12 protein-coding genes, 3 pseudogenes and 1 riboswitch are annotated in these 19,403 nt (G+C 62.2%); of the genes and pseudogenes, 6 read left to right on the forward strand and 9 right to left on the reverse strand.

From position 1 onward, the window contains the following. Positions 1-45: 45 nt before the first annotated feature. From AC0L7P_RS16665 to AC0L7P_RS16680, 4 genes and pseudogenes are all read right to left on the reverse strand, one after another. A pseudogene (locus AC0L7P_RS16665) lies at positions 46-2,606 on the reverse strand (putative PEP-binding protein). A gap of 67 nt (positions 2,607-2,673) precedes the next feature. Continuing rightward, on the reverse strand, positions 2,674-4,836 hold the full coding sequence (gene glyS / locus AC0L7P_RS16670; protein ID WP_473433727.1) for a glycine--tRNA ligase subunit beta: 2,163 nt from the start codon (positions 4,834-4,836) through the stop codon (positions 2,674-2,676). A gap of 27 nt (positions 4,837-4,863) precedes the next feature. After that, positions 4,864-5,379: a DUF6446 family protein gene (locus AC0L7P_RS16675; RefSeq protein WP_473433728.1), complete on the reverse strand. Its 516-nt coding sequence runs from the start codon at positions 5,377-5,379 to the stop codon at positions 4,864-4,866. Then, positions 5,376-6,332 (reverse strand): glycine--tRNA ligase subunit alpha, encoded by a 957-nt coding sequence (locus tag AC0L7P_RS16680; RefSeq protein WP_473435492.1) that lies wholly within the window; start codon positions 6,330-6,332, stop codon positions 5,376-5,378. Before AC0L7P_RS16680 ends, AC0L7P_RS16675 begins: the two co-directional genes overlap by 4 nt. A gap of 623 nt (positions 6,333-6,955) precedes the next feature. Between AC0L7P_RS16680 and AC0L7P_RS16685 the strand changes: the two genes are divergently transcribed. Beyond that, positions 6,956-8,224, forward strand: coding sequence for a trypsin-like peptidase domain-containing protein (locus tag AC0L7P_RS16685; RefSeq protein ID WP_473433729.1), 1,269 nt, complete (start codon positions 6,956-6,958; stop codon positions 8,222-8,224). A gap of 3 nt (positions 8,225-8,227) precedes the next feature. Here AC0L7P_RS16685 and AC0L7P_RS16690 read toward each other — a convergent pair whose 3' ends face one another. The 3 genes and pseudogenes from AC0L7P_RS16690 to metZ all read right to left on the reverse strand — a co-directional run bounded on the left by AC0L7P_RS16690 (position 8,228) and on the right by metZ (position 12,192). Continuing rightward, complete coding sequence (locus AC0L7P_RS16690) at positions 8,228-9,676, reverse strand: TrkH family potassium uptake protein (RefSeq protein WP_473433730.1); 1,449 nt, start codon at positions 9,674-9,676, stop codon at positions 8,228-8,230. A gap of 56 nt (positions 9,677-9,732) precedes the next feature. Then, the gene (gene folE2, locus AC0L7P_RS16695; protein WP_473433731.1) at positions 9,733-10,815 is read right to left on the reverse strand and encodes a GTP cyclohydrolase FolE2; all 1,083 of its coding nucleotides are present in this window, start codon (positions 10,813-10,815) and stop codon (positions 9,733-9,735) included. A gap of 196 nt (positions 10,816-11,011) precedes the next feature. Further along, positions 11,012-12,192, reverse strand: a pseudogene (gene metZ / locus AC0L7P_RS16700) (O-succinylhomoserine sulfhydrylase). 39 nt (positions 12,193-12,231) lie between these two features. Continuing rightward, a riboswitch (SAM riboswitch) is annotated at positions 12,232-12,310 on the reverse strand. A 117-nt stretch (positions 12,311-12,427) separates the two neighbouring features. On the opposite strand from metZ, the gene AC0L7P_RS16705 reads away from it, so the two are divergent. The 4 genes from AC0L7P_RS16705 to AC0L7P_RS16720 all read left to right on the forward strand — a co-directional run bounded on the left by AC0L7P_RS16705 (position 12,428) and on the right by AC0L7P_RS16720 (position 16,011). After that, positions 12,428-13,306, forward strand: a complete 879-nt coding sequence (locus AC0L7P_RS16705; protein WP_473433732.1) for an alpha/beta hydrolase family protein — start codon at positions 12,428-12,430, stop codon at positions 13,304-13,306. A 60-nt stretch (positions 13,307-13,366) separates the two neighbouring features. Then, a complete protein-coding gene (locus AC0L7P_RS16710; RefSeq protein WP_473433733.1) occupies positions 13,367-14,068 on the forward strand; it encodes a glutathione S-transferase N-terminal domain-containing protein in 702 nt (233 codons plus the stop codon). An 81-nt stretch (positions 14,069-14,149) separates the two neighbouring features. Further along, complete coding sequence (locus AC0L7P_RS16715) at positions 14,150-15,070, forward strand: DMT family transporter (protein WP_473433734.1); 921 nt, start codon at positions 14,150-14,152, stop codon at positions 15,068-15,070. Then, complete coding sequence (locus AC0L7P_RS16720) at positions 15,067-16,011, forward strand: DMT family transporter (RefSeq protein ID WP_473433735.1); 945 nt, start codon at positions 15,067-15,069, stop codon at positions 16,009-16,011. Before AC0L7P_RS16715 ends, AC0L7P_RS16720 begins: the two co-directional genes overlap by 4 nt. Here the strand turns inward: AC0L7P_RS16720 and AC0L7P_RS16725 are convergent. After that, a complete protein-coding gene (locus tag AC0L7P_RS16725; protein ID WP_473435546.1) occupies positions 15,962-16,354 on the reverse strand; it encodes a hypothetical protein in 393 nt (130 codons plus the stop codon). The two genes, AC0L7P_RS16720 and AC0L7P_RS16725, sit on opposite strands and share 50 nt — an antisense overlap. Further along, positions 16,354-16,617, reverse strand: a pseudogene (locus tag AC0L7P_RS16730) (motility associated factor glycosyltransferase family protein); the annotation flags it as partial. The gene AC0L7P_RS16725 and the pseudogene AC0L7P_RS16730, both read right to left, overlap by 1 nt. Before the next feature lie 225 nt (positions 16,618-16,842). On the opposite strand from AC0L7P_RS16730, the gene AC0L7P_RS16735 reads away from it, so the two are divergent. Beyond that, positions 16,843-19,329 carry a hypothetical protein gene (locus tag AC0L7P_RS16735; protein WP_473433736.1) on the forward strand — a complete coding sequence of 829 codons (2,487 nt, stop codon included), beginning with the start codon at positions 16,843-16,845 and terminating at the stop codon, positions 19,327-19,329. The last annotated feature ends 74 nt before the right edge of the window (positions 19,330-19,403 follow it).

The following is a 19,403-nucleotide window of genomic DNA, read 5'->3' on the forward strand; positions in this document are numbered from 1 at the left end:
GACGCCGGTTTCAGGCGGTTTCCTGCCGAAAAGCGCCCAGAGCGGTCAATCGCACGGCTCGGTTTTCACCCTGTCGCGGATCGCCAGGTGGGCCGCGGCAAGGCGTGCCATGGGCACCCGGAACGGCGAACACGACACGTAATCAAACCCTGCCGCGCGGCAAAACGCGATGCTGTCCGGGTCGCCCCCGTGTTCGCCACAGACGGATAGGGTGATGTCGGGCTGGGCGGCGCGCCCTCTCTCGGCCCCGAGGCTCAGCAATTCGCCCACCCCGTCGATATCCAACCGCAGGAACGGATCGTCGGGAAACACCCCTTGTTGCACATAGGGCCCCATGAACCGCCCCGCATCGTCGCGCGACAACCCATATGTCATCTGGGTCAGATCGTTGGTGCCGAACGACAGAAACGCCACGGTTTCCGCGATCTCTCCGGCGCGCAGGGCGGCGCGGGGCGTTTCAACCATCACGCCCATGCGATATTCGAAATCCACCCCGGATTCCGCACGCACCGCTGCGGCCACCCCATCGACCCGCTTGCGCACCAGTTCAACCTCGCGCCGGGCCGACACAAGCGGGATCATCACCTCGGGCACCACGCGCCCCCCACGGCGACCGCCGCTTCGAAAATCGCGCGGGCCTGCATATCGTATATTTCCGGCACGGCGATGCCCAGACGCACCCCGCGCATCCCCAGCATCGGATTGACCTCCCGCAGGGAATCGACCCGGGCAACCACATTGGCAAGGGGCAGATCCAAGGCTTCGGCCAGCCCCAACAGCCCCTCGCGCCCCTCGGGCAGGAATTCGTGCAACGGCGGATCAAGCAGGCGAATGCAAACCGGGCGCCCCTCCATGATGCGGAACAAATCAATGAAATCAGAGCGCTGCACCGGCAATAACCGCTCCAGAGCGGCGGCGCGATCTTCGGGACGGGCGGCAAAGATCATCTCGCGCATGACGGTCAGGCGATCAGCGTCAAAGAACATATGTTCGGTGCGGCACAGCCCGATTCCCTCAGCGGCAAATCGGTGCGCCATTTCCGCCTCGGCGCGGGTATCGGCATTGGCGCGCACGCCGATGTCGCGCAACTCATCCGCCCACCCCAAAAGCGACTGAAACGCATCATCCAGCGCCGGTTCCAACAGCCGCGCCGCGCCGACCAGGGCGATGCCCCGGCTGCCGTCAATGGTGACAATATCACCCTCGCGGAACACCCGGCCATGATCGCCGGTCAGGGTGCGCGTCCGGGCGTTGATGGCAACGCCCGACGCCCCGACGACACAGGGCAGGCCCAACCCCCGGGCGATCACGGCGGCATGGCTGGTGACCCCGCCCTTTTGGGTCAGGACAGCGGCGGCGGCCAACATGCCGCGCACGTCGTCAGGTTTGGTTTCCCGCCGGACCAGCACGCAGGGTTCCTCACGCGCCGCAGAAACCTGCGCGGCGTGGGCGGTGAACACCAAACGCCCGGTGGCGGCGCCGGGGCTGGCGGCGATGCCGCTGGCGAAACTGTCGCGCGGCCCGTCCGGGTCAACATGACGGTGCAGCAGATCGGAAAGCGCCATGGGGTCGATCCGCAGCACAGCCTCGGAGTGCGGGATGATTCCATCCTCGGCCAGTGCCACCGCAATGCGCACGGCAGCCCGGGTTGTGCGCGGCACGCGCACGGCGTCAAGAACGTATAACCGCCCGGCATCTATGGTAAATTCCACCTGCATTTCTTCGCGCAGCCGGTTGCGGCACAAGGCGCCGCAGGTCAGAAGCTCGGCAAAGACCGTGGGGCACAGATCTTCCAGCGACCCGCCGCGCGCGTCACGGGTAAGATAGATCGCGCGCGCGCCTTCCACCAGCGCCTCGCGCCCCTGACTTTGGCCAAGATAGCGCCCGGTGATCTGGGGTTGCCCCGTCATCGGATCGACAAATTGAATGACGCCCGAGCCACATTCCCCCCGCCGCCCCTGTCCAACCCCCAGCGCCATCACTTGCACCACCAGCCCCAGCCCGGCATCGGCGGGCGCGCCCTTGGCCTGACGCAACAGGCGCGCCGATGTCCCTTCCCAGGCGCGGGCCATGGAGCGCAAAACATCACTTAGCTGGCGTTCGGGGTCTTGGGGGAACGGCTCATCCAGTTCGGATTCGTAACTGGCAAGCAGGGCGCGAATTGAATCGGCATCGGGCGTATTGGATATTTCGAACATATCCGGGTCAAGGCGGGCGACCAGAACCGCATAAGATTGTATAAATCGAACATAAAGTGCATCTGCGGCCTGTGGCCCGATAAGATTGGTCAGGCGCAGGTGCTGGGCATCATTCATCCCGATATTCAGGATCGCCCCCGGCCCGCCCCAATCGGCCACCTCGCCCGAGGGGCGCACCGAAACCAGAGTGTCGCGGCCCAACTGTTCAAACAATTGTCCCAGATCGGGCAGATCGCCCTTGGCAATCCGGCGCACCAGATCAAAGCCAAGCGCAACAGTCGACGGCACCGGCAGGCCCATACGGATCAGCCGTTGCAAACATTTCGCCCGTCCGCCATGGGACGCAGCCGATATGGCCGCGGTGGCGGTGATCACAGTATAGGCGTCGATCTGGCTATGTTTCTGCACTGCAGCACTCCGATGTCGCGCGCAGGATAACCGCCTTGCAATGTCATGCAAGGTTTACATTGGACGTCTATCCTTCGATCAGCGTCAGATCGGCCACGCCAAGGCAGATGGTGCGAATCCGGCTGAGCAGGTTCAACCGGTTGCGCCGGATCACCTGACTTTCGGCATTCACCTGCACCGCTTCGAAAAAACCGTCGATGGGGGCCCGCAGGGCGGCCATGGCCGACATGGCGGCGGCGAAATCCTCGGCCTCCACGGCTGGCGCGATCTGCGCCTCGGCTGTGTCAAGCGCAGCAAACAGGGCCTTTTCCGCGTCGGTTTCGGCAAATTTCACATCCGCCCCAAAGGAATATTCCACCCCATCCTTCGCCTCGGCCTGCGCCAGAATATTGTTGGCCCGTTTGAACCCTTGCAACAGGTTTTCACCGTCATCGGTTTTCAGGAAGCCGGACAAGGCATTGGCACGATTGACCAAAAGCGTGAGATCATCATTGCCCGGCATGGCAAGGCAGGCGTCAATCACATCATGGCGGATGCCTTGATCGCGCAGATAGACTTTGAGGCGGTCATGGATGAAGGAGAGGAGGTCAAGCGACATAATCTGGGCGGCCTCCTGCCAGATATCTTCGTTGCTCTTGTTCGCATCAAAGATATCGATTTCCTGCCGATAAAGAGATTCAATCCAGTTTGCGTCGTCTCTGCCGGGATGAAGCAGATGGGAAACAATTAGTTCTATCAGCCTCCCAGACATCCCGTTTACCAAAACCAACCGGATCACACCCAACGCCGCTCGCCTCAACGCAAACGGATCTTTGCTCCCGGTCGGCTTTTCATCAATGGCCCAGAAACCCGCCAAAACATCCAGCTTGTCCGCCAGCGCGACCGTCACCGAAAGCGGCGCAGTCGGTACGTCATCGGACGGCCCGAGCGGCGAATAATGATCTTGCGCGACGGCGGCCACCTCTGCCGGGTGGTCAGCCGCCTCAATGTAATATCGCCCCATAAGCCCCTGAAGTTCGGGGAATTCATAGACCATTTCCGAGGTCAGATCAGCTTTGGCCAGCCCGGCGGCAAGGGCCGCCTGTTCCGGGTCGGCGCCGACCATCGGGGCGATTTCGCGGGACAGGGCCTGCACCCGCGCGACACGGTCAGCCAAGGTGCCGAGTTTGTTGTGGAAGGTCACGTTTTCCAGCGCCTTCACCCATTGGCCAAGGTCGGATTTGGCCACGCGCAGGTCATTGTCCCAGAAGAACCGCGCATCGGACAAGCGGGCGGCCAGAACCTTTCGATTGCCCGACAGGATCGTCGCCCCGTCGTCCGCCGTGGTGCGGTTGGCGACTGTCACAAATCGAACAATCTGGCCAGTTTTCAGGTCACGAACGCTGAAAAACTTTTGATGTTCCCGCATTGAGGTTTGCAGCACCTCGGGCGGAAGATGCAGGAAACCCTCATCAATCCGCCCCATCAGAACCACGGGCCATTCGACCAGACCGGCCACTTCGGCCAGCAGGGCAGCATCTTCGACCACCTCAAGCCCCTGGGCAAAGGCGGCGGTGGTGGCATCGGCCCAGATGTGATCGGCCCGTTCCTGCGCCGACAGCACAACGTTGGCGCGTTTCAGTTTGGCAGCGTAATCATCGAACCCGGTGACGGAAAACACCTCGGGCGCCAGAAAGCGGTGGCCGCGCGTCATATCGCCCGCGCGAATGCCGTCGATATCCAGATCAACAATGCGGTGGCCTGTATCATCAGACAGAATGCACAGGATCGAATGCAGCGGACGCACCCAGCGCAGATCGCCCGCGCCCCAGCGCATGGATTTGGGCCAGGGGAAATTGCGCACGACCTGCTCCAGCACCTCGGCCACGATCCCGTCGGCAGGGCGGCCCGGGGTTTCGATCACGGCGAAATAGACCTGGCCTTTTTTCTCGTCACGCACAGTTAATTGATCGCGGGTCAGGCCGGTCGCGCGCAGGAATCCTGCAACCGCCTTTTCGGGCGCATCGACGCGGGGGCCTTTGCGTTCTTCCCGCTTGGCGGGGGCGGCATCAAGCAGCCCTTCGACCGAGAGGGCCAGACGGCGCGGCGTGTGAAAGGCACCGGCAGAGGCATAGGTCAGGCCCGCCTCGACAAGTGCGTCAGTCATGCGTTTTTTCAGATCCTCGGCGGCCCGGGCCTGCATGCGCGCGGGAATTTCCTCGGACAGGAGTTCGATCAGGAGATGTGCCATGTCAGGGTTCTTTTCGCAAAAGGAGGGTCAGTCGCGCGGGGGGCATTCCGGGCCATCCGCGCTGCCGTCATAGTCAAGCTCGCCGCAGTGATTCAACTGGTGCCAGGCATAGGCGCGGCCATCGCCGAACACGGCAACCACGCGATCAACGCCGTATTCAATGTTGCGCTGCCCCAGAAAGGCGATCGCCTCGCCGGTGTCCAGCGCATCACCGATGGCATCCGCATCGAAACAATCAAACCACCCCGGCGCCGTCAGGGGTTGGGCGTTTTCATAGGTGACATAGGTTTCGGTCAGCATGGCCTGACTCATCGGTGTGGTAAAACAACTGCGATAACGCAGGGGCGAGCTTGCCGCGTCGATGCCCTGGAAATTCTCGGCCAGAATCGGCTCGGGCGTGTCGGTGACAAGGACGGTCAGTTCCACGTCTTCGGGTGAAAATTTCACCTCGTCATAATAGGCATAGACCTGAAGGTAATACATCGCCGCACCGGCGATCAGGGCGGTGATCACAAGGAACCCTCCGATAAACTTGCCATTCATGGGGCACGGCCACCTTGGGGCGTGTCGAGATAGGCATCGGCGCAGGCCTTGGCCAGGGCGCGCACCCGGCCGATATAGGCCTGACGTTCGGTCACCGAAATCACGCCGCGCGCATCCAGCAGATTGAACAGATGGCTGGCCTTGATGCACTGGTCATAGGCGGGGTGCGCCATGACGATCCGCTTGCCGGTTTTCGGATCATCCGCCGGGGCGGCAAGAATGCGCGCCGCTTCGGCCTCGGCATCGCGGAAATGTTGCAACAGGGTGTCGGTGTCGGCCACGTCGAAATTCCAGCGGGAATATTCCTGTTCCGTCTGGCGAAACACATCGCCATAGGTCAGCGCAATAGGCGCATCGGGGGCGTTGAACGGCATGTCCATCACATGATCGACGCCGAGGATATACATCGCCAGACGTTCCAGACCATAGGTCAACTCGCCCGCGACGGGGCGGCAATCATGGCCGCCGACCTGTTGGAAATAGGTGAACTGCGATACTTCCATACCGTCACACCAGACCTCCCAACCCAGCCCCCAGGCGCCCAGCGTCGGGGATTCCCAATCATCCTCGACAAAGCGGATGTCGTGCAGCGCCATGTCGATGCCGATGGCCGCAAGCGAGCCAAGGTAGAGATCCTGCAAATCGGGGGGCGAGGGTTTGATCAGCACCTGAAACTGGTAATAATGCTGCAACCGGTTGGGGTTTTCACCGTACCGCCCGTCAGTCGGGCGGCGCGAGGGCTGGACATAGGCGGCGGCCCAGGGGTTTGGCCCAAGGGCGCGCAGGGTGGTGGCCGGGTGGAACGTGCCAGCACCGACCTCAAGATCATAGGGTTGCAGCACGGCACAACCCTGCTGCGCCCAATAGGTCTGTAACCTCAGGATGATTTCTTGAAAGCTCTGGGGCGTGTCCACTGCGGGCCTCACATCTGGCGGGAAAAGCGCGTTCTGCATAGGCACATGGGCAACAAGGGTCAATTGCACCCGGCCATCTGTTCGATGTTTCTTGACGCCGTGCAAGATATATCGCTGTTAAGGTGGGCTGTGGGTACGGCAGAAAATGCAAGGGTTGAGCGGATAAGAATGTTTGGTTTTATAAGAAGTCTTGTGGTGGTTGTGGCCGCCTTTGTTGCGGCGGGCGCCAATGCCCAGCAGAATTCATGGATCCAGGTCGAGGCGCAGCCGCGTTTGCAGGCCGCACAGGAACGGGCGGCGGATTATGCCCAGAGGATCGCAAAAGTCGGGGGATTCCGGCTGGGCTCGAGCAGTTGGTACGCCATCGTGATCGGCCCCTTCGATGAGGCAACCGCCGAGTTCGAACGCCGGGCATTGCGCCGCGACAGGCAAATCCCCGCTGACAGTTTCGTCACCGACGGGCAGTCGTTCGGTACACAGTTCTGGCCCATCGGCGGTGCTGCTGTCGCCGCGCCCGACACGCCACCCACCGCCACACCGGCCACCCCTGTCACACCAGAAACCGAAACCGCAGCCCCCTTCCCACGCCCGAGCCAATCGATGAAACCCCGGCCGAAGCCCGGCGCAGCGAGGCACAGCTTAGCGGCAAAGAACGGCGCGATTTGCAGGTCGCCCTGCAATGGGAGGGATTTTACGACGCCGCCATCGACGGCGCCTTTGGCCGTGGCACCCGTGCCAGCATGGCCGATTGGCAGGCCGCCAAAGGTTATGACGTGACGGGCATCCTGACCACCCGCCAGCGAACCGAACTTTTGGCCGCCTATAACGCCATTCTCAACGGGCTGGGCATGGAAATCGTGCGTGACGATGTGGCAGGGATTGAGATCAAGCTGCCGCTGGCCCTTGTGGGGTTTGACCGCTATGAGCCCCCCTTTGCCCATTACGGCCCCCATAAGGATGGCAAATTCCCCAAGGTTCTTCTGATTTCCCAGCGGGGTGATGAAAACACCCTGTTCGGGCTGTATGACATCATGCAAACCCTTGAGATTGTTCCCGAACAGGGGGAACGGGAAAAGCGGCGCAATTCCTTTACCCTGATTGGCCAAGGCCGCGATTTCATCAGCCAGACCGAGGCGGTGGCCAAGGATGGCACGGTCAAGGGGTTTACCCTGATCTGGCCCACGGGCGATGAAAAGCGCCGCCAGCGGGTGATTGACGAAATGACCGACAGCTTTACCGCCATCCCCGGCCAGGTGATGGACGATCTGGTGGGCGAACCAACCGAGGATCAGCGGATCGACCTTCTGGCCGGGCTTGAGGTGCGCCAGCCCGAGGTGTCGCGCAGCGGATTCTATGTGGACCCGCGTGGGCATATCCTGACCACCAGCACGGCGGTTGAATCCTGCAAGCGCATCACCTTGAACGAAGAAATCGAGGCAAGCCTGACCGTCAACGACCCGGCCAGCGGTCTGGCCATTCTGACCCCCGGTCAGGCCCTTGCCCCCCGCGCCTTTGCCCATTTCCAACCAGCTGTGCCGCGCCTGAAATCCGAGGTCGTGCTGTCTGGCTATTCCTATGAGGGCATTCTGGGCGCGCCGTCCCTTACGTTTGGCACCCTTGCCGATCTGCGCGGGCTGAACGGCGAAAACGCAATCAAACGGTTGGATCTGGATGCACAGCCCGGCGATGCCGGCGGGCCGGTTCTGGACAAAAGCGGCGCCGTTCTGGGCATGTTGGTGCCGACCGTTGCAAAAGACGGGCGCGCTCTGCCCGATGAGGTGTCATTCGCCGTGGATGTGGAAACCATCGCCGGGTTCCTGTCCGACAACGGAATTACCGCCACAGCGGCCGAACGGGGCGGGGCATTGAAGGCGGGCGTGTTGAACGATCTGGCCACGGATATGACCGTTCTGGTCAGTTGCTGGCAGTGACCGTCAGCCTTTCCAGAACATCGAGGTAAACAGGACGTAAACCGCCATCACCTCAAGCCGGCCGAGCAACATGCCGCCAACCAACAGCCATTTGGCCGTGTCGTTGATCGTTGCAAAGGTGCCAGAGGGGCCAATGATCGGCCCAAGACCAGGGCCGATGTTGGCGATCGCCGTGGCCGCGCCTGTCAGCGCGGTCACGAAATCCAGCCCGGTCATCGCCAAAAGCACCGAAAGTGCGCCCAAAGACACCACGAACAGCACAAGAAAGGCGATTACCGAACTCAGCACATCATCCCCCACGGGCCGCCCGTCATAGCGGGGCGTAAAGATGCCGTGGGGCGAATGGATGCGCCTGATCTGCGATGAAATCGCCGAAAGCAGAATCTGATAACGGAAGATCTTGATCGAACAACAGGTCGATCCGGCACAGCCCCCCACCAGCCCGATCAGGAAAAACATCACCATGGGGAAACTGCCCCAGAGTTGATAATCGACACTGGCATATCCGGTGCCCGACATGATCGAAGTGACGTTAAAAAGCGCCTCGCGCAGCGAAGGTTCAACGGCGCGACCATCGGCCAGCATCTGATAGATGCACATCACCATCACAACCGCCAGGATCACGGTGATAAAGGCCCGTATCTGCGAATCGCGCCAAAGTGGCTGCGCGCTTCCGGCGATCAGTTGGACATAGCGCACAAACGGCATGCTCGCCAAAATCATGAAAATCGACGCCACGTATTCCGGCGCCCCCTGAAAGGCACCGAATGATGCGTCCGAGGTGGAAAATCCGCCCGTCGACAGGGTGGTCAGCGCGTGGTTGATCGCCTCGAAACTGGGCAGGCCAAGGGCAAGATAGCACAGGAAACACACGAACGTCAGCGCCACATAGATCCATGAAATCTGCGCCGCGATTTCGGCTGCGCGCGGCAGAATTTTTCCCATGGTTTCAAATGCTTCCGAACGGAAAATCTGCATCCCGCCGACCCGCAATTCAGGCATGAACACCATCGCGACGACAATGATCCCGATACCGCCGAACCATTGCAGCATCGACCGCCACAGCAAAATTCCGCGCGGCAGGTTTTCCAATCCGGTAAACACGGTTGATCCCGTGGTCGTCATGCCCGACATGGCCTCGAACATCGCGTCGGTCAGGCTCGCATCGGTTGCGCCCAGAACGAAGGGAAAGGCGCCGAACACCGGCAGCGCCACCCAGACCCCGACCGTCAGAAGAAAGGTCTGCTGGATCGAAATCCGTTCAACCACGCCATTGGAACAGGCCAGCGCGATCAGCCCGCCGGTCAGTGAAACGATCACGGCACTTTCCAGAAACGCCGGCCAATGGCCGTTGCCCGCCGCAATATCCACGGTCATCGGCACCGCCATGGTCACACCCAGGGCAGCCACAAGCAGGCCAATGACATATCCAACGGGGCGCGGGTCGATCATGGCGCAGGCTTGGCCGCAGGACGCTTGGGTGTCAACTGTTCCTGTGCTCCTGCCGCTCAGCCGCCATGGCTCAGGCTTGCGAAAAGCCGCGGATCAAGGCTGGCCTGGGCAAAGGTCGGGCCTTCGGTCAGGACCGACACCGCATCATGGCTGTGCAGGCTTTCCTGATGGCTGGCCACCACCCGGAAATCACCGATCCGGGCATCACCCTGCAATTCCCTGGCGAACAGCCGCGCCGCATCCTCGACAAAGATCGGGTTGGCGGCGTTCAGCTCGGCAAAGGCTTGTTCGTCCTCGCGCTTGACCATCACCTGGGTTTCCGTCGGCACGGCGATACGGCACAGGTCGATCAGGTCTTCGAACCAAAGGCAGGGCTGCCCCTCGGCCAGCACCACGGACAGGCGCGCAACCGAACGCTGTGAATGGGGCGTGGCCAGCTGCCCCCGGGTCTGGCGGGCATGTTCGGACAATTCCAGCGAACAAGGGCAGGTCGAGGAATATACATAGTCGAGATGCAAAATCCGCTGGCGCAGCCCGTCCTGTTCGACCAGTTCCAGCGCAATATCGTAATACTGATACCCCGACAGCCCGGACCGCAGTGATCCAAGGATCATCGGAAAGGAAAACCGCATCTGTATCCGGGCGTCAAAACTCTCAAGATCGGTTTTATAATCATCCAGCGCTGCCTCGATCACATTGAAACTGAATGTCTTTTCCGAATGAGCATAGAATGTGCGCATGATGCGCGACATGTTGATGCCCTTTTTGTCAGCCTCAAGCGATACCGTTCCGGTGACGCTGGTTTCCAGCATCAAAGGCGCGCCATCCCGGGTCAGATAACGGATCGGCAGGCGAAAATTGCTGATCCCCACATGCTGAATCTGGCGCTGTGCGCCCCGAATCAGGCCGGCAGGGCCATTCTGAATATCAGGCAGGGTGGCGCGATAGGCCGCATCGGCGCGAAATTCCGACGGATACTCCCGCGACAGACTGCCCGCAGTCAGATCGGCGAGGACCGGATCGACGGCGTTGATTTCTTTCGCGCTGGCCTGCCCTGCCCAGTCACGCAGCAATTTCAGCGCGCGCGCGGCATCGTCACGATCAGGATCACGGTTAACCTTGGCCATACGGACATTCATGCTTAACCCTTTCGGGGCAGGTGACGGATGCAGAATAGATAGGCAACCATGGCGGAATTTCACAGAAAATAAAGATATTGCTGCAACGGTGAAGACAGATTTCGGTGAAATGCGCGGCCCGAACAGGAGTGTAACATGGATGAATGCGAATGGGTCGTACAGGCGGCACCCGAACAGGCGCCGCCCGAATCAGCGCTCAGACCGTATCAAGGGCATTGCGGATATCGGCCAAAAGATCGTCGGGGTCTTCGATCCCGATGCTGACCCGCACAAGGCCGGGGGTGATGCCCAGTGTCGCGCGCTGGTCTTCACCCAGACGTTGGTGGGTCGTTGTCGCCGGGTGGGTAACGATGGATTTGGCATCGCCCAGATTGTTGGAGATTGTGATGATTTCAAGGGCGTTCAAAAACCGGAACGCTTCGGCCTGGCCACCTTTGATGTCCAGCGACAGAACCGTACCCCCCTTTCCATCATCCGGCAGGCGACCTCGTGCTGGGGGTGGCTGGGCAGATGGGGAAAGATCACGCGCGCCAGTTTGTCATGCCCTTCCAGCGCCGTGGCGATGGTGGTTGCGGCATCGGTCATGGCACGCACCCGCAGATCAAGGGTTTCCATGCCTTTCAGCATGACCCAGGCGTTGAAGGGCGACAGCGCGCCGCCGGTATGTTTCACATAGGGTTCAACCGTCTTGCGGATGAATTCACGACTGCCAAGGATGATCCCGCCAAGGCACCGCCCCTGCCCGTCGATGTGTTTCGTCGCGGAATAGACGACGACATCGGCACCCAGTTCCAAAGCGCGGCTCCAGATCGGGGTGGCAAACACATTGTCCACGATCACCGTGGCCCCCACGGAATGGGCAATTTCAGCGACAGCGCCCAGATCAATCACCTCCAGCGTCGGGTTGCTGATCGATTCCAGGAACACCGCCTTGGTGTCGGGGCGCACGGCGGCGCGCCATGCGTCCAGATCGGTGCCGTCGACAAATGTAACCTCAACCCCGAAACGCCCCAGCACATTTTCGAGAATATAAAGGCAAGAGCCAAACAACGCCCGGCTGCTGACCACGTGATCGCCCGCCCTGAGCATTGAAATCAGCGCGCCACTCACCGCAGCCATGCCGCTGGCGGTGGCGAATCCATCCTCGGCACCTTCAAGGGCTGCGATTCGTTCTTCGAACATGCGCACTGTGGGGTTGCCATAACGGGCATAGATGAACTCATCTTCGCCCGATTTCAGAAATCGCGCCTCGGCCTGTTCGGCGCTGTCATAGACAAAGCCCTGGGTCAGGAAAATCGCTTCGGACACTTCGCCGTACTGGCTGCGTCGGCTGCCGGAATGCACCAGTTTGGTGCGGGTGTTCCAGTCTTTCGTCATGGATGCCTCTTTTACAAAAACCCCCACCGTAAAACGCCGGAGACATTTGTTCCGACCTCTTTAGCGGAATATTTAACGTGGCCCGCAATCCGGTGAACAAATCGCCACGATGCTGGCGGGCATAGCGCCGCTGCCCGGGCCGGTCAAGCACCGTCACACTGCTGTAACCGCAGGTTCACTCTTTCGCCGTATTGATTGGTTAACGTCAGGTCACAAGTTATGGGGAGAATTCCCGATGCCCTTGATCCACTTCACGCCGGATCGCGATGATGCCGCAGCCCTCGACGCGGCCCTGCACAGCCTTGCCCCACAAACACCGGTGATCGTCATGATCCACGGGTTCAAATTTGCGCCGGGCATCACCGGCGCCTGCCCGTTCCGCGACATCCTGTCGCTTACCCCGGTGCGCCGCGCCCGGGCCGTTTCATGGCCCCGGCATCTGGGTGTCGGGCGCAGTGGCACCACGGCCGAACCGCTGTGCATTGCCGTTGGGTGGAATGCCAGGGGGACAATCTGGGGCGCGTGGCGGCGGGCGCGCATTGCCGGGGTGGCGCTGGCCGCAGTGCTGAACCGGATCCACCAGACACATGACCGCCCTGCCGGAATTATCGCCCATTCCCTTGGCGCGCGCGTCGCCCTGTCGGCAATCAAAGCTGCCCGCGCGGGCAGTGTCGGGCGGGTCATTCTGCTGGCCGGGGCGGCGTTTCGCGGTGATGCACGGGGCGCCATGGCCAGTCCGGCAGGCGCCACCGCCGAGGTGCTGAACATCACCAGCCGCGAAAACGCTGTCTTTGACGCGTTGATCGAAATGACCGTCGGCGGCGGGCGGCGGGCGGTCGGGCGTGGCCTGCACGGCGCGGCACCCCGCTGGATAGACCTGCCGATCGACAGCCACGCCAGCCGCGCCGCCCTGCGCAGCCTTGGCCATCCGATCGCGCGCCCGGTACGGCGGGTGTGCCACTGGTCAGGTTATCTGCGCCCGGGGCTGTTTGCGCTTTATCGGCGGTGGCTGAGCGATCCCGCCGCCCTGCCTTTTGAAACATTGGCCGCCTGTCTGGCCGAACCTGCGGCGCCATTCCGCGCCCTGCCCCGCACCGCACACACCCCTGCGTGAGGCGGCCTTGCACCCCGGCGCCTGCGCCCCCACAGTCGGGCAAGGCAACCGGAGAATCCTATGACCACCCCAATTGATCTGTTTTACTGGCCCACCCCCAACGGATGGAAAATCTCTATCGCGCTTGAGGAAATGGGCCTGCCCTATAACCTGCACCTGATCGACATCGGCGCAGGTGCCCAGTTCGACCCCGCGTTCCTGAAAATCGCACCCAACAACCGGATGCCTGCCATCACCGACCCTGAGGGCCCGGACGGCGCGCCGATCTCAATTTTCGAATCTGGCGCAATCCTGCAATATCTTGCCCGCAAAACCGGGCAGTTCTGTGGCGCGACCGAACGCGACAGGGTCGCTGTGGATCAATGGCTGATGTGGCAGATGGGCGGGCTTGGCCCCATGGCAGGTCAGGCGCACCATTTTCTGAAATACGCCCCGGCGATGGACCCGCCCAATGACCTGCCCTATGCCAAAGACCGTTATCGCGCCGAAACCGGGCGGCTTTACGGCGTTCTTGACCGGCAGTTGGCCGCAAATGAATATGTGGCCGGAGATTTCTTTTCCATTGCCGATATGGCGATCTGGCCCTGGGCGTCGCTTTGGGAAGGCCAACAGCAAACCCTGGAAGACAAACCCCACATAGCCCGCTGGCTCGATGCCGTTGCCGCGCGCCCCGGCGTGGTTGCGGGGCGGGCTGTGGCGGCAGAAAACCGGTCTGACCTGCAAACGAACAAGGCCGCGCAGGACCTTTTGTTCAAACGATAAAAACGCGCGTTGGGGGCCGCCTGCGCGCCCAACGCCCCCGAGGCCATTGCACAGGCGCAATTTGCACCCTAGCGTCGCGCCATGAACAACGACCGCCCCCTGCTCGGCATCCTTCTGATGATCGGTTTCACCGTCACCGCGCCGGTGATGGACACGTTCGCCAAACTTGCCGCGTCCAGTGTGGCGGTGGGGCAGATCGTGGCATTCCGCTTTGGCCTTCAGGCGTTGCTGTTGTTCCCCGTCGCGCTGTTGCTGGCGCAGCTTGCCCGGCCAACGGCGCGGGATTGGGGGCTGCACTTTTTGCGCGCGGCGCTGATTCTGGTGGCCACGGGGGCGTTTTTTACCGCACTGCGGGTGATGCCCATCGCCGATGCCATCGCGATTTTCTTTGTCGAACCCTTCATCCTGACCCTGCTGGGCGCCGTGTTTCTGGGCGAAACCATCGGCTGGCGCCGCATTGCCGCCTGTGGTGTGGGCTTTGCCGGGGCGCTGTTGGTGATCCGCCCCAGCCTGGCCGTGTTTGGCCCCGTCGCAATGCTGCCCCTTGTGACGGCCCTTTGTTTTGCCAGTTACATGGTCCTGACCCGCCGGATCGCGCGCCGCATCCCCCCCGTGGCCCTGCAATTCTGGACGGCATTCGGGGCCACGCTGCTGATCCTTCCGGCGCTCTGGCTGGCGCGCGACGGCGATTTCGCCCCCCTGCTGACGGTGCGCCCCCAGGGCATTGTCTGGGTCTGGCTGATCGGCGTCGGGCTGGTTGCCGCCATATCGCATTTGTTCATCAGTTTCGCGCTGAAGGTCGCCCCTGCCGCCACCATCGCCCCCTTGCAGTACCTTGAGATCGTGGCTGCCACGACCCTTGGCTATTTCGTCTTTTCCGACCTGCCGGATCTGCCCACCTTTGCCGGAATCGCCCTGATCATCAGCTCGGGCTTTTATGTCTTCCTGCGCGAACGGCGATTAGAGCGCGCCGCCCTTCTTGCTGCGCGTCCGCCGGTATGACAACAATCCTGCGCGCCGAAGACCGCCCGCTGCTGGGCATTACCCTGATGCTGGGGTTCTGCGTTCTGGCCCCCATGGGCGATGCCACGGCCAAGCTTTTGGGCCACACCCTGCCCGTGGCACAACTGGTGACCGTGCGTTTTGTCCTTCAGGTGATCATTCTGGCGCCCCTTGTCGCCATGGCGCCGGCTGCGGTGCGCCTGAGCCGGCGGATGCTGCTGCTGACGGCCCTGCGCACGGCGCTGCATATGGCCGGGATTGGCGCGATGTTTCTGTCGCTGTTTTATCTGCCAATGGCCGAGGCAATATCCATCGCCTTTGTCATGCCATTCCTGCTGCTGCTGCTCGGAAAATTCGTGCTGCACGAAGAGATCGGCCCGCGCCGCATGGCCGCCTGCTCGGTCGGGTTCATCGGCACGTTGATGGTCGTGCAACCCAGCTTTGCCGCCTTTGGCGCGCCCGCGCTGTTGCCGTTGATCGTTGCCGTCGTCTTTTCGCTGTTCATGCTGGTGACCCGGACCATGGCCAAGGATGTCGATCCCATCGGGCTGCAATTCGTCAGCGGACTCATGGCATCGGTCGTGTTGGTCCCCGTGTTGTTCCTGTTGGACGGCACCGGATTGCCCCACCTCGATCCGGTGATGCCCGAAGGCCGCGCCTGGCCTTTGCTTGGCCTTCTTGGTTTGCTGGGCACTGCGGCACATCTGTTGATGACCTGGTCGTTGCGCTTTGCCCCTTCGGCCACATTGGCGCCTATGCAATATCTGGAAATCCCGGTCGCCACGTTGATCGGCTGGGCGGTATTTGGCAATTTGCCCAACGGGCTGGCCGCGCTTGGCATTGTCGTAACGCTCATTGCCGGGCTTTATATCGTGCTGCGTGAACGCGCGCTCAGCGCAGCCCCACCAAAAGCGGCACCAGTGCAGCACGCGGCACGATAACCAACATCCCGGGCGCATCAAACCACAACCGCACCGGCCCCGTAACCCGGTTTGACGTGCCGCCCCGCACCCCCGGCGCGAACTCCAACCCGTCTATGGGCCAGTTCAGCCCCTCGGACCGCCCGGTCACCGGCTTCATCGGAAACAGCGAAAACCGCATTCCCGGCTCCAGCGACAGATCAATCGCGTCGGGCACATGAACCACCACGTCCTGCGCACCAATCAGCACGACTTTTTGATTGCGCGCCCGCACCAATGTGCTGAGCGCGGCCAGTTCGTGATCAACCTGCCCCCCAGAAACCCCAGCCCCAGAATCAGTGGCGTCGACAACCGCGACAAGCATTTCTGAAAATCCGTGGTCTCCTGACAGGGATCGTGAATCACCCGCGCCGCACTGATTCTGCCCCGTGCTGATTGCGAGATTGAATCAAGATCACCGATGGCCCAGTCGGGCGTGTGCCCCAATTCCAAAACCCGGTCCGCCCCGCCATCCGCCGCCACCAAAAGCGGCGCGATCGCCAGAGATTCGTCCAGATCCCCTGATAAAACAGGGCCTCCACCCACCAAAGTTGCGCCGGACCTGTCGGCGCCTATATTCTCAAACATGGCGATATTAACTCTATCTCAGGATTTTGACCACATTCTGGCCGCGAAAAGATACCGGATTTCCCGCAGTTCTGTTCTTATTTGGGAACCAATCCGTGGTAAACATACCCCTGCTGGATCGGGGGAGAAAGCGAGTTAACCATGGTTGGATCGAGTAAGATTCTGACTGTTTCATATGGCACGTTCTCGTGCACACTCGAAGGGTTCGACCAACCGTTCGAGACGATGAAATCAATCGCGGAGTACTTTCGTGATCTGGCTGCGGACGACCGTTATTTCGGCGCCGAGCCGCCACAGCCCGACGCCCAGATGCTCCACCAGATTGCCGAACGCGAGGTGAACCGCCGGGTCGAAACCCAGGTTCAGAAAAACGGTGTGGTCTTGCGCCAAACGGCAGACGCGATCACAGGCGATACCGATCAGCCACCCGAACGCCCGGCCAATCGTGCCAAAGCCGCGTCCGGCGACGACCGCCGGCCCTCAGGCCCCAAGGCCGATGCCGGCGACAACACGCCTTTTGAGGTCGATATTGACGGCGACAGTGTGGCCGCCAAACTGTCACGCATCCGCGCCGTCGTCGCCCGCGCCCGGGCCAACCGCGACGCCGACACCGCGTTCGTCGAGGATGAGCCGGTCGAGGCCTATCTGAACGATCCCATCGCGCCCGTGGATGACAGTGACGCCCCATTGCAGGACGACACCGACGATTTTGCCACGGAATCTTTGACCGACGACGATTCCGAACCTCCCGTAAGCTTGGCCGACATGCTGGCGAACGAAGCAGAAAATGATACGGTTGCCGAGCAAGCCCGTATCGAGAAGGAAGCCGAAGAGGCCGCCGCCGAGCACGCCCGCATCGAGAAGGAGGCCGAAGAGGCCGCCGCCGAGCAAGCCCGCATCGAGAAGGAGGCCGAAGAGGCCGCCGCAGCCGAGCAGGCCCGTATCGAGAAGGAAGCCGAAGAGGCCGCCGCCGCCGAGCAAGCCCGTATCGAGAAGGAGGCCGAAGAGGCCGCCGCCGAGCAGGCCCGCATCGAGAAGGAGGCCGAAGAGGCCGCCGCAGCCGAGCAGGCCCGCATCGAGAAGGAGGCCGAAGAGGCCGCCGCCGAGCACGCCCGCATCGAGAAGGAAGCCGAAGAGGCCGCCGCAGCCGAGCAAGCGCGCATCGAAAAGGAAGCCGAAGAGGCCGCCGCCGCCGAGCAGGCCCGCATCGAGAAGGAGGCCGAAGAGGCCGCCGCCGAGCAAGCCCGTATCGAGAAGGAGGCCGAAGAGGCCGCCGCCGCCGAGCAGGCCCGCATCGAGAAGGAGGCCGAAGAGGCCGCCGCCGCCGAGCAGGCCCGCATCGAGAAGGAGGCCGAAGAGGCCGCCGCAGCCGAGCAGGCCCGCATCGAGAAGGAGGCCGAAGAGGTCGCCGCCGAGCACGCCCGCATCGAGAAGGAAACGGTCGAGGCTGCCGTGCCTGTCAACCAGCCACTCCAGCCCATTGCTCGCGTTATCAAACTGAAGCGGACCGATTTTGAGGCTGCTTTGGCCGCTGGCGAAATCGAAGAAGTCGGCGATGACGACGACCTGACCGACGACGACGATGATATGGTCGCCGAAATCGAAGTCGATGGCGAGTCCGACGACCTGTCCGACACCGACGAGAACAACGATGAGGGTGACACCCTTGCCGATACCATCGCGGCAGTCCTGGCAGATGATGCCGACGCCCCCGGAAACGTCTTTGCCGAACCCGCCGACGACAAGGACGCGCAGCCCGAAACAGCAGACGCCGACGATTCGCTGACCGAAGGCATCCGCGATCTGATCGGGCAAACCAGCCTGGATCAGAACGCCGAGGCCGAGCTGGCCGCGGAACTGGCCGAAGTCGAACGCGAGGCCGCCGAAGCCGAAGCCAAGGCTGCCAAGGCCAAGATGCGCTATGCCGATCTGATGGAGAGCCCCGAAGAGGAAAGCGAAGCGTCCGATGAGGCGCCGGCCGAGGATGGGGACGAACAGGCGCTGAACCGGCTGCTGAACGAAACCAATGCCAAGCTGAACGAAACCGAAGGCTCCCGCCGCCGCTCGGCCATTGCCCACCTCAAAGCCGCCGTCGCGGCAACCAAGGCCGACCGCCTGCTCAAGGGGGATCGCAGTGAACCGGCCGAAGACGAAAGCCTGAATCGCTATCGCGATGATCTGGCTCAGGTGGTGCGCCCGCGCCGCCCCATGATGGCCCCCGCCACATCGGGCGAAGCCGCGTCAACCCGCGAACGCCCGACCGATCCGCTGGCGCCGCGCCCCGCACCTCTGGTGTTGGTGTCCGAACAGCGGATCGACACCCCCGCCGAAGGCACGGCCCGCCCTGCGGTCATTCGCCCCCGCCGGGTGTCGGCCAACCGCCCCAGTGCCGCGCCAGAACCCGCCTCCATCGAAAAAGACGCAATCAGCTTTTCGGATTTCGCCGCCGAACGCGGCGCCGAAGACCTGCCCGATCTTCTCGAAGCGGCGGTTGCGTATTCCTCCAAATACGAAGGACAGGCGGAATTGTCGCGCCCGCAAATCCTGCGCCGCGCAGCAACCCTGCGCCCCGACCTGACCGACAGTCGCGAAAAGGGCCTGCAAAGCTTCGGGCAACTTTTGCGCTCGGGGCGGATTCGTAAGGTCGGCCAGGGCCAGTTCGCCCTGGGCAACACGGCCCGCGAACCACAAAGCCGCGCCTCGGGTCATTAAGGCACCTGCACAGACCCAAAAGGCGGCCCCATCACGGGGCCGCCTTTTGCATTCCAGACCGGTGTACCACCGCG

This window comes from Oceaniglobus sp. K40-3, assembly GCF_055808395.1.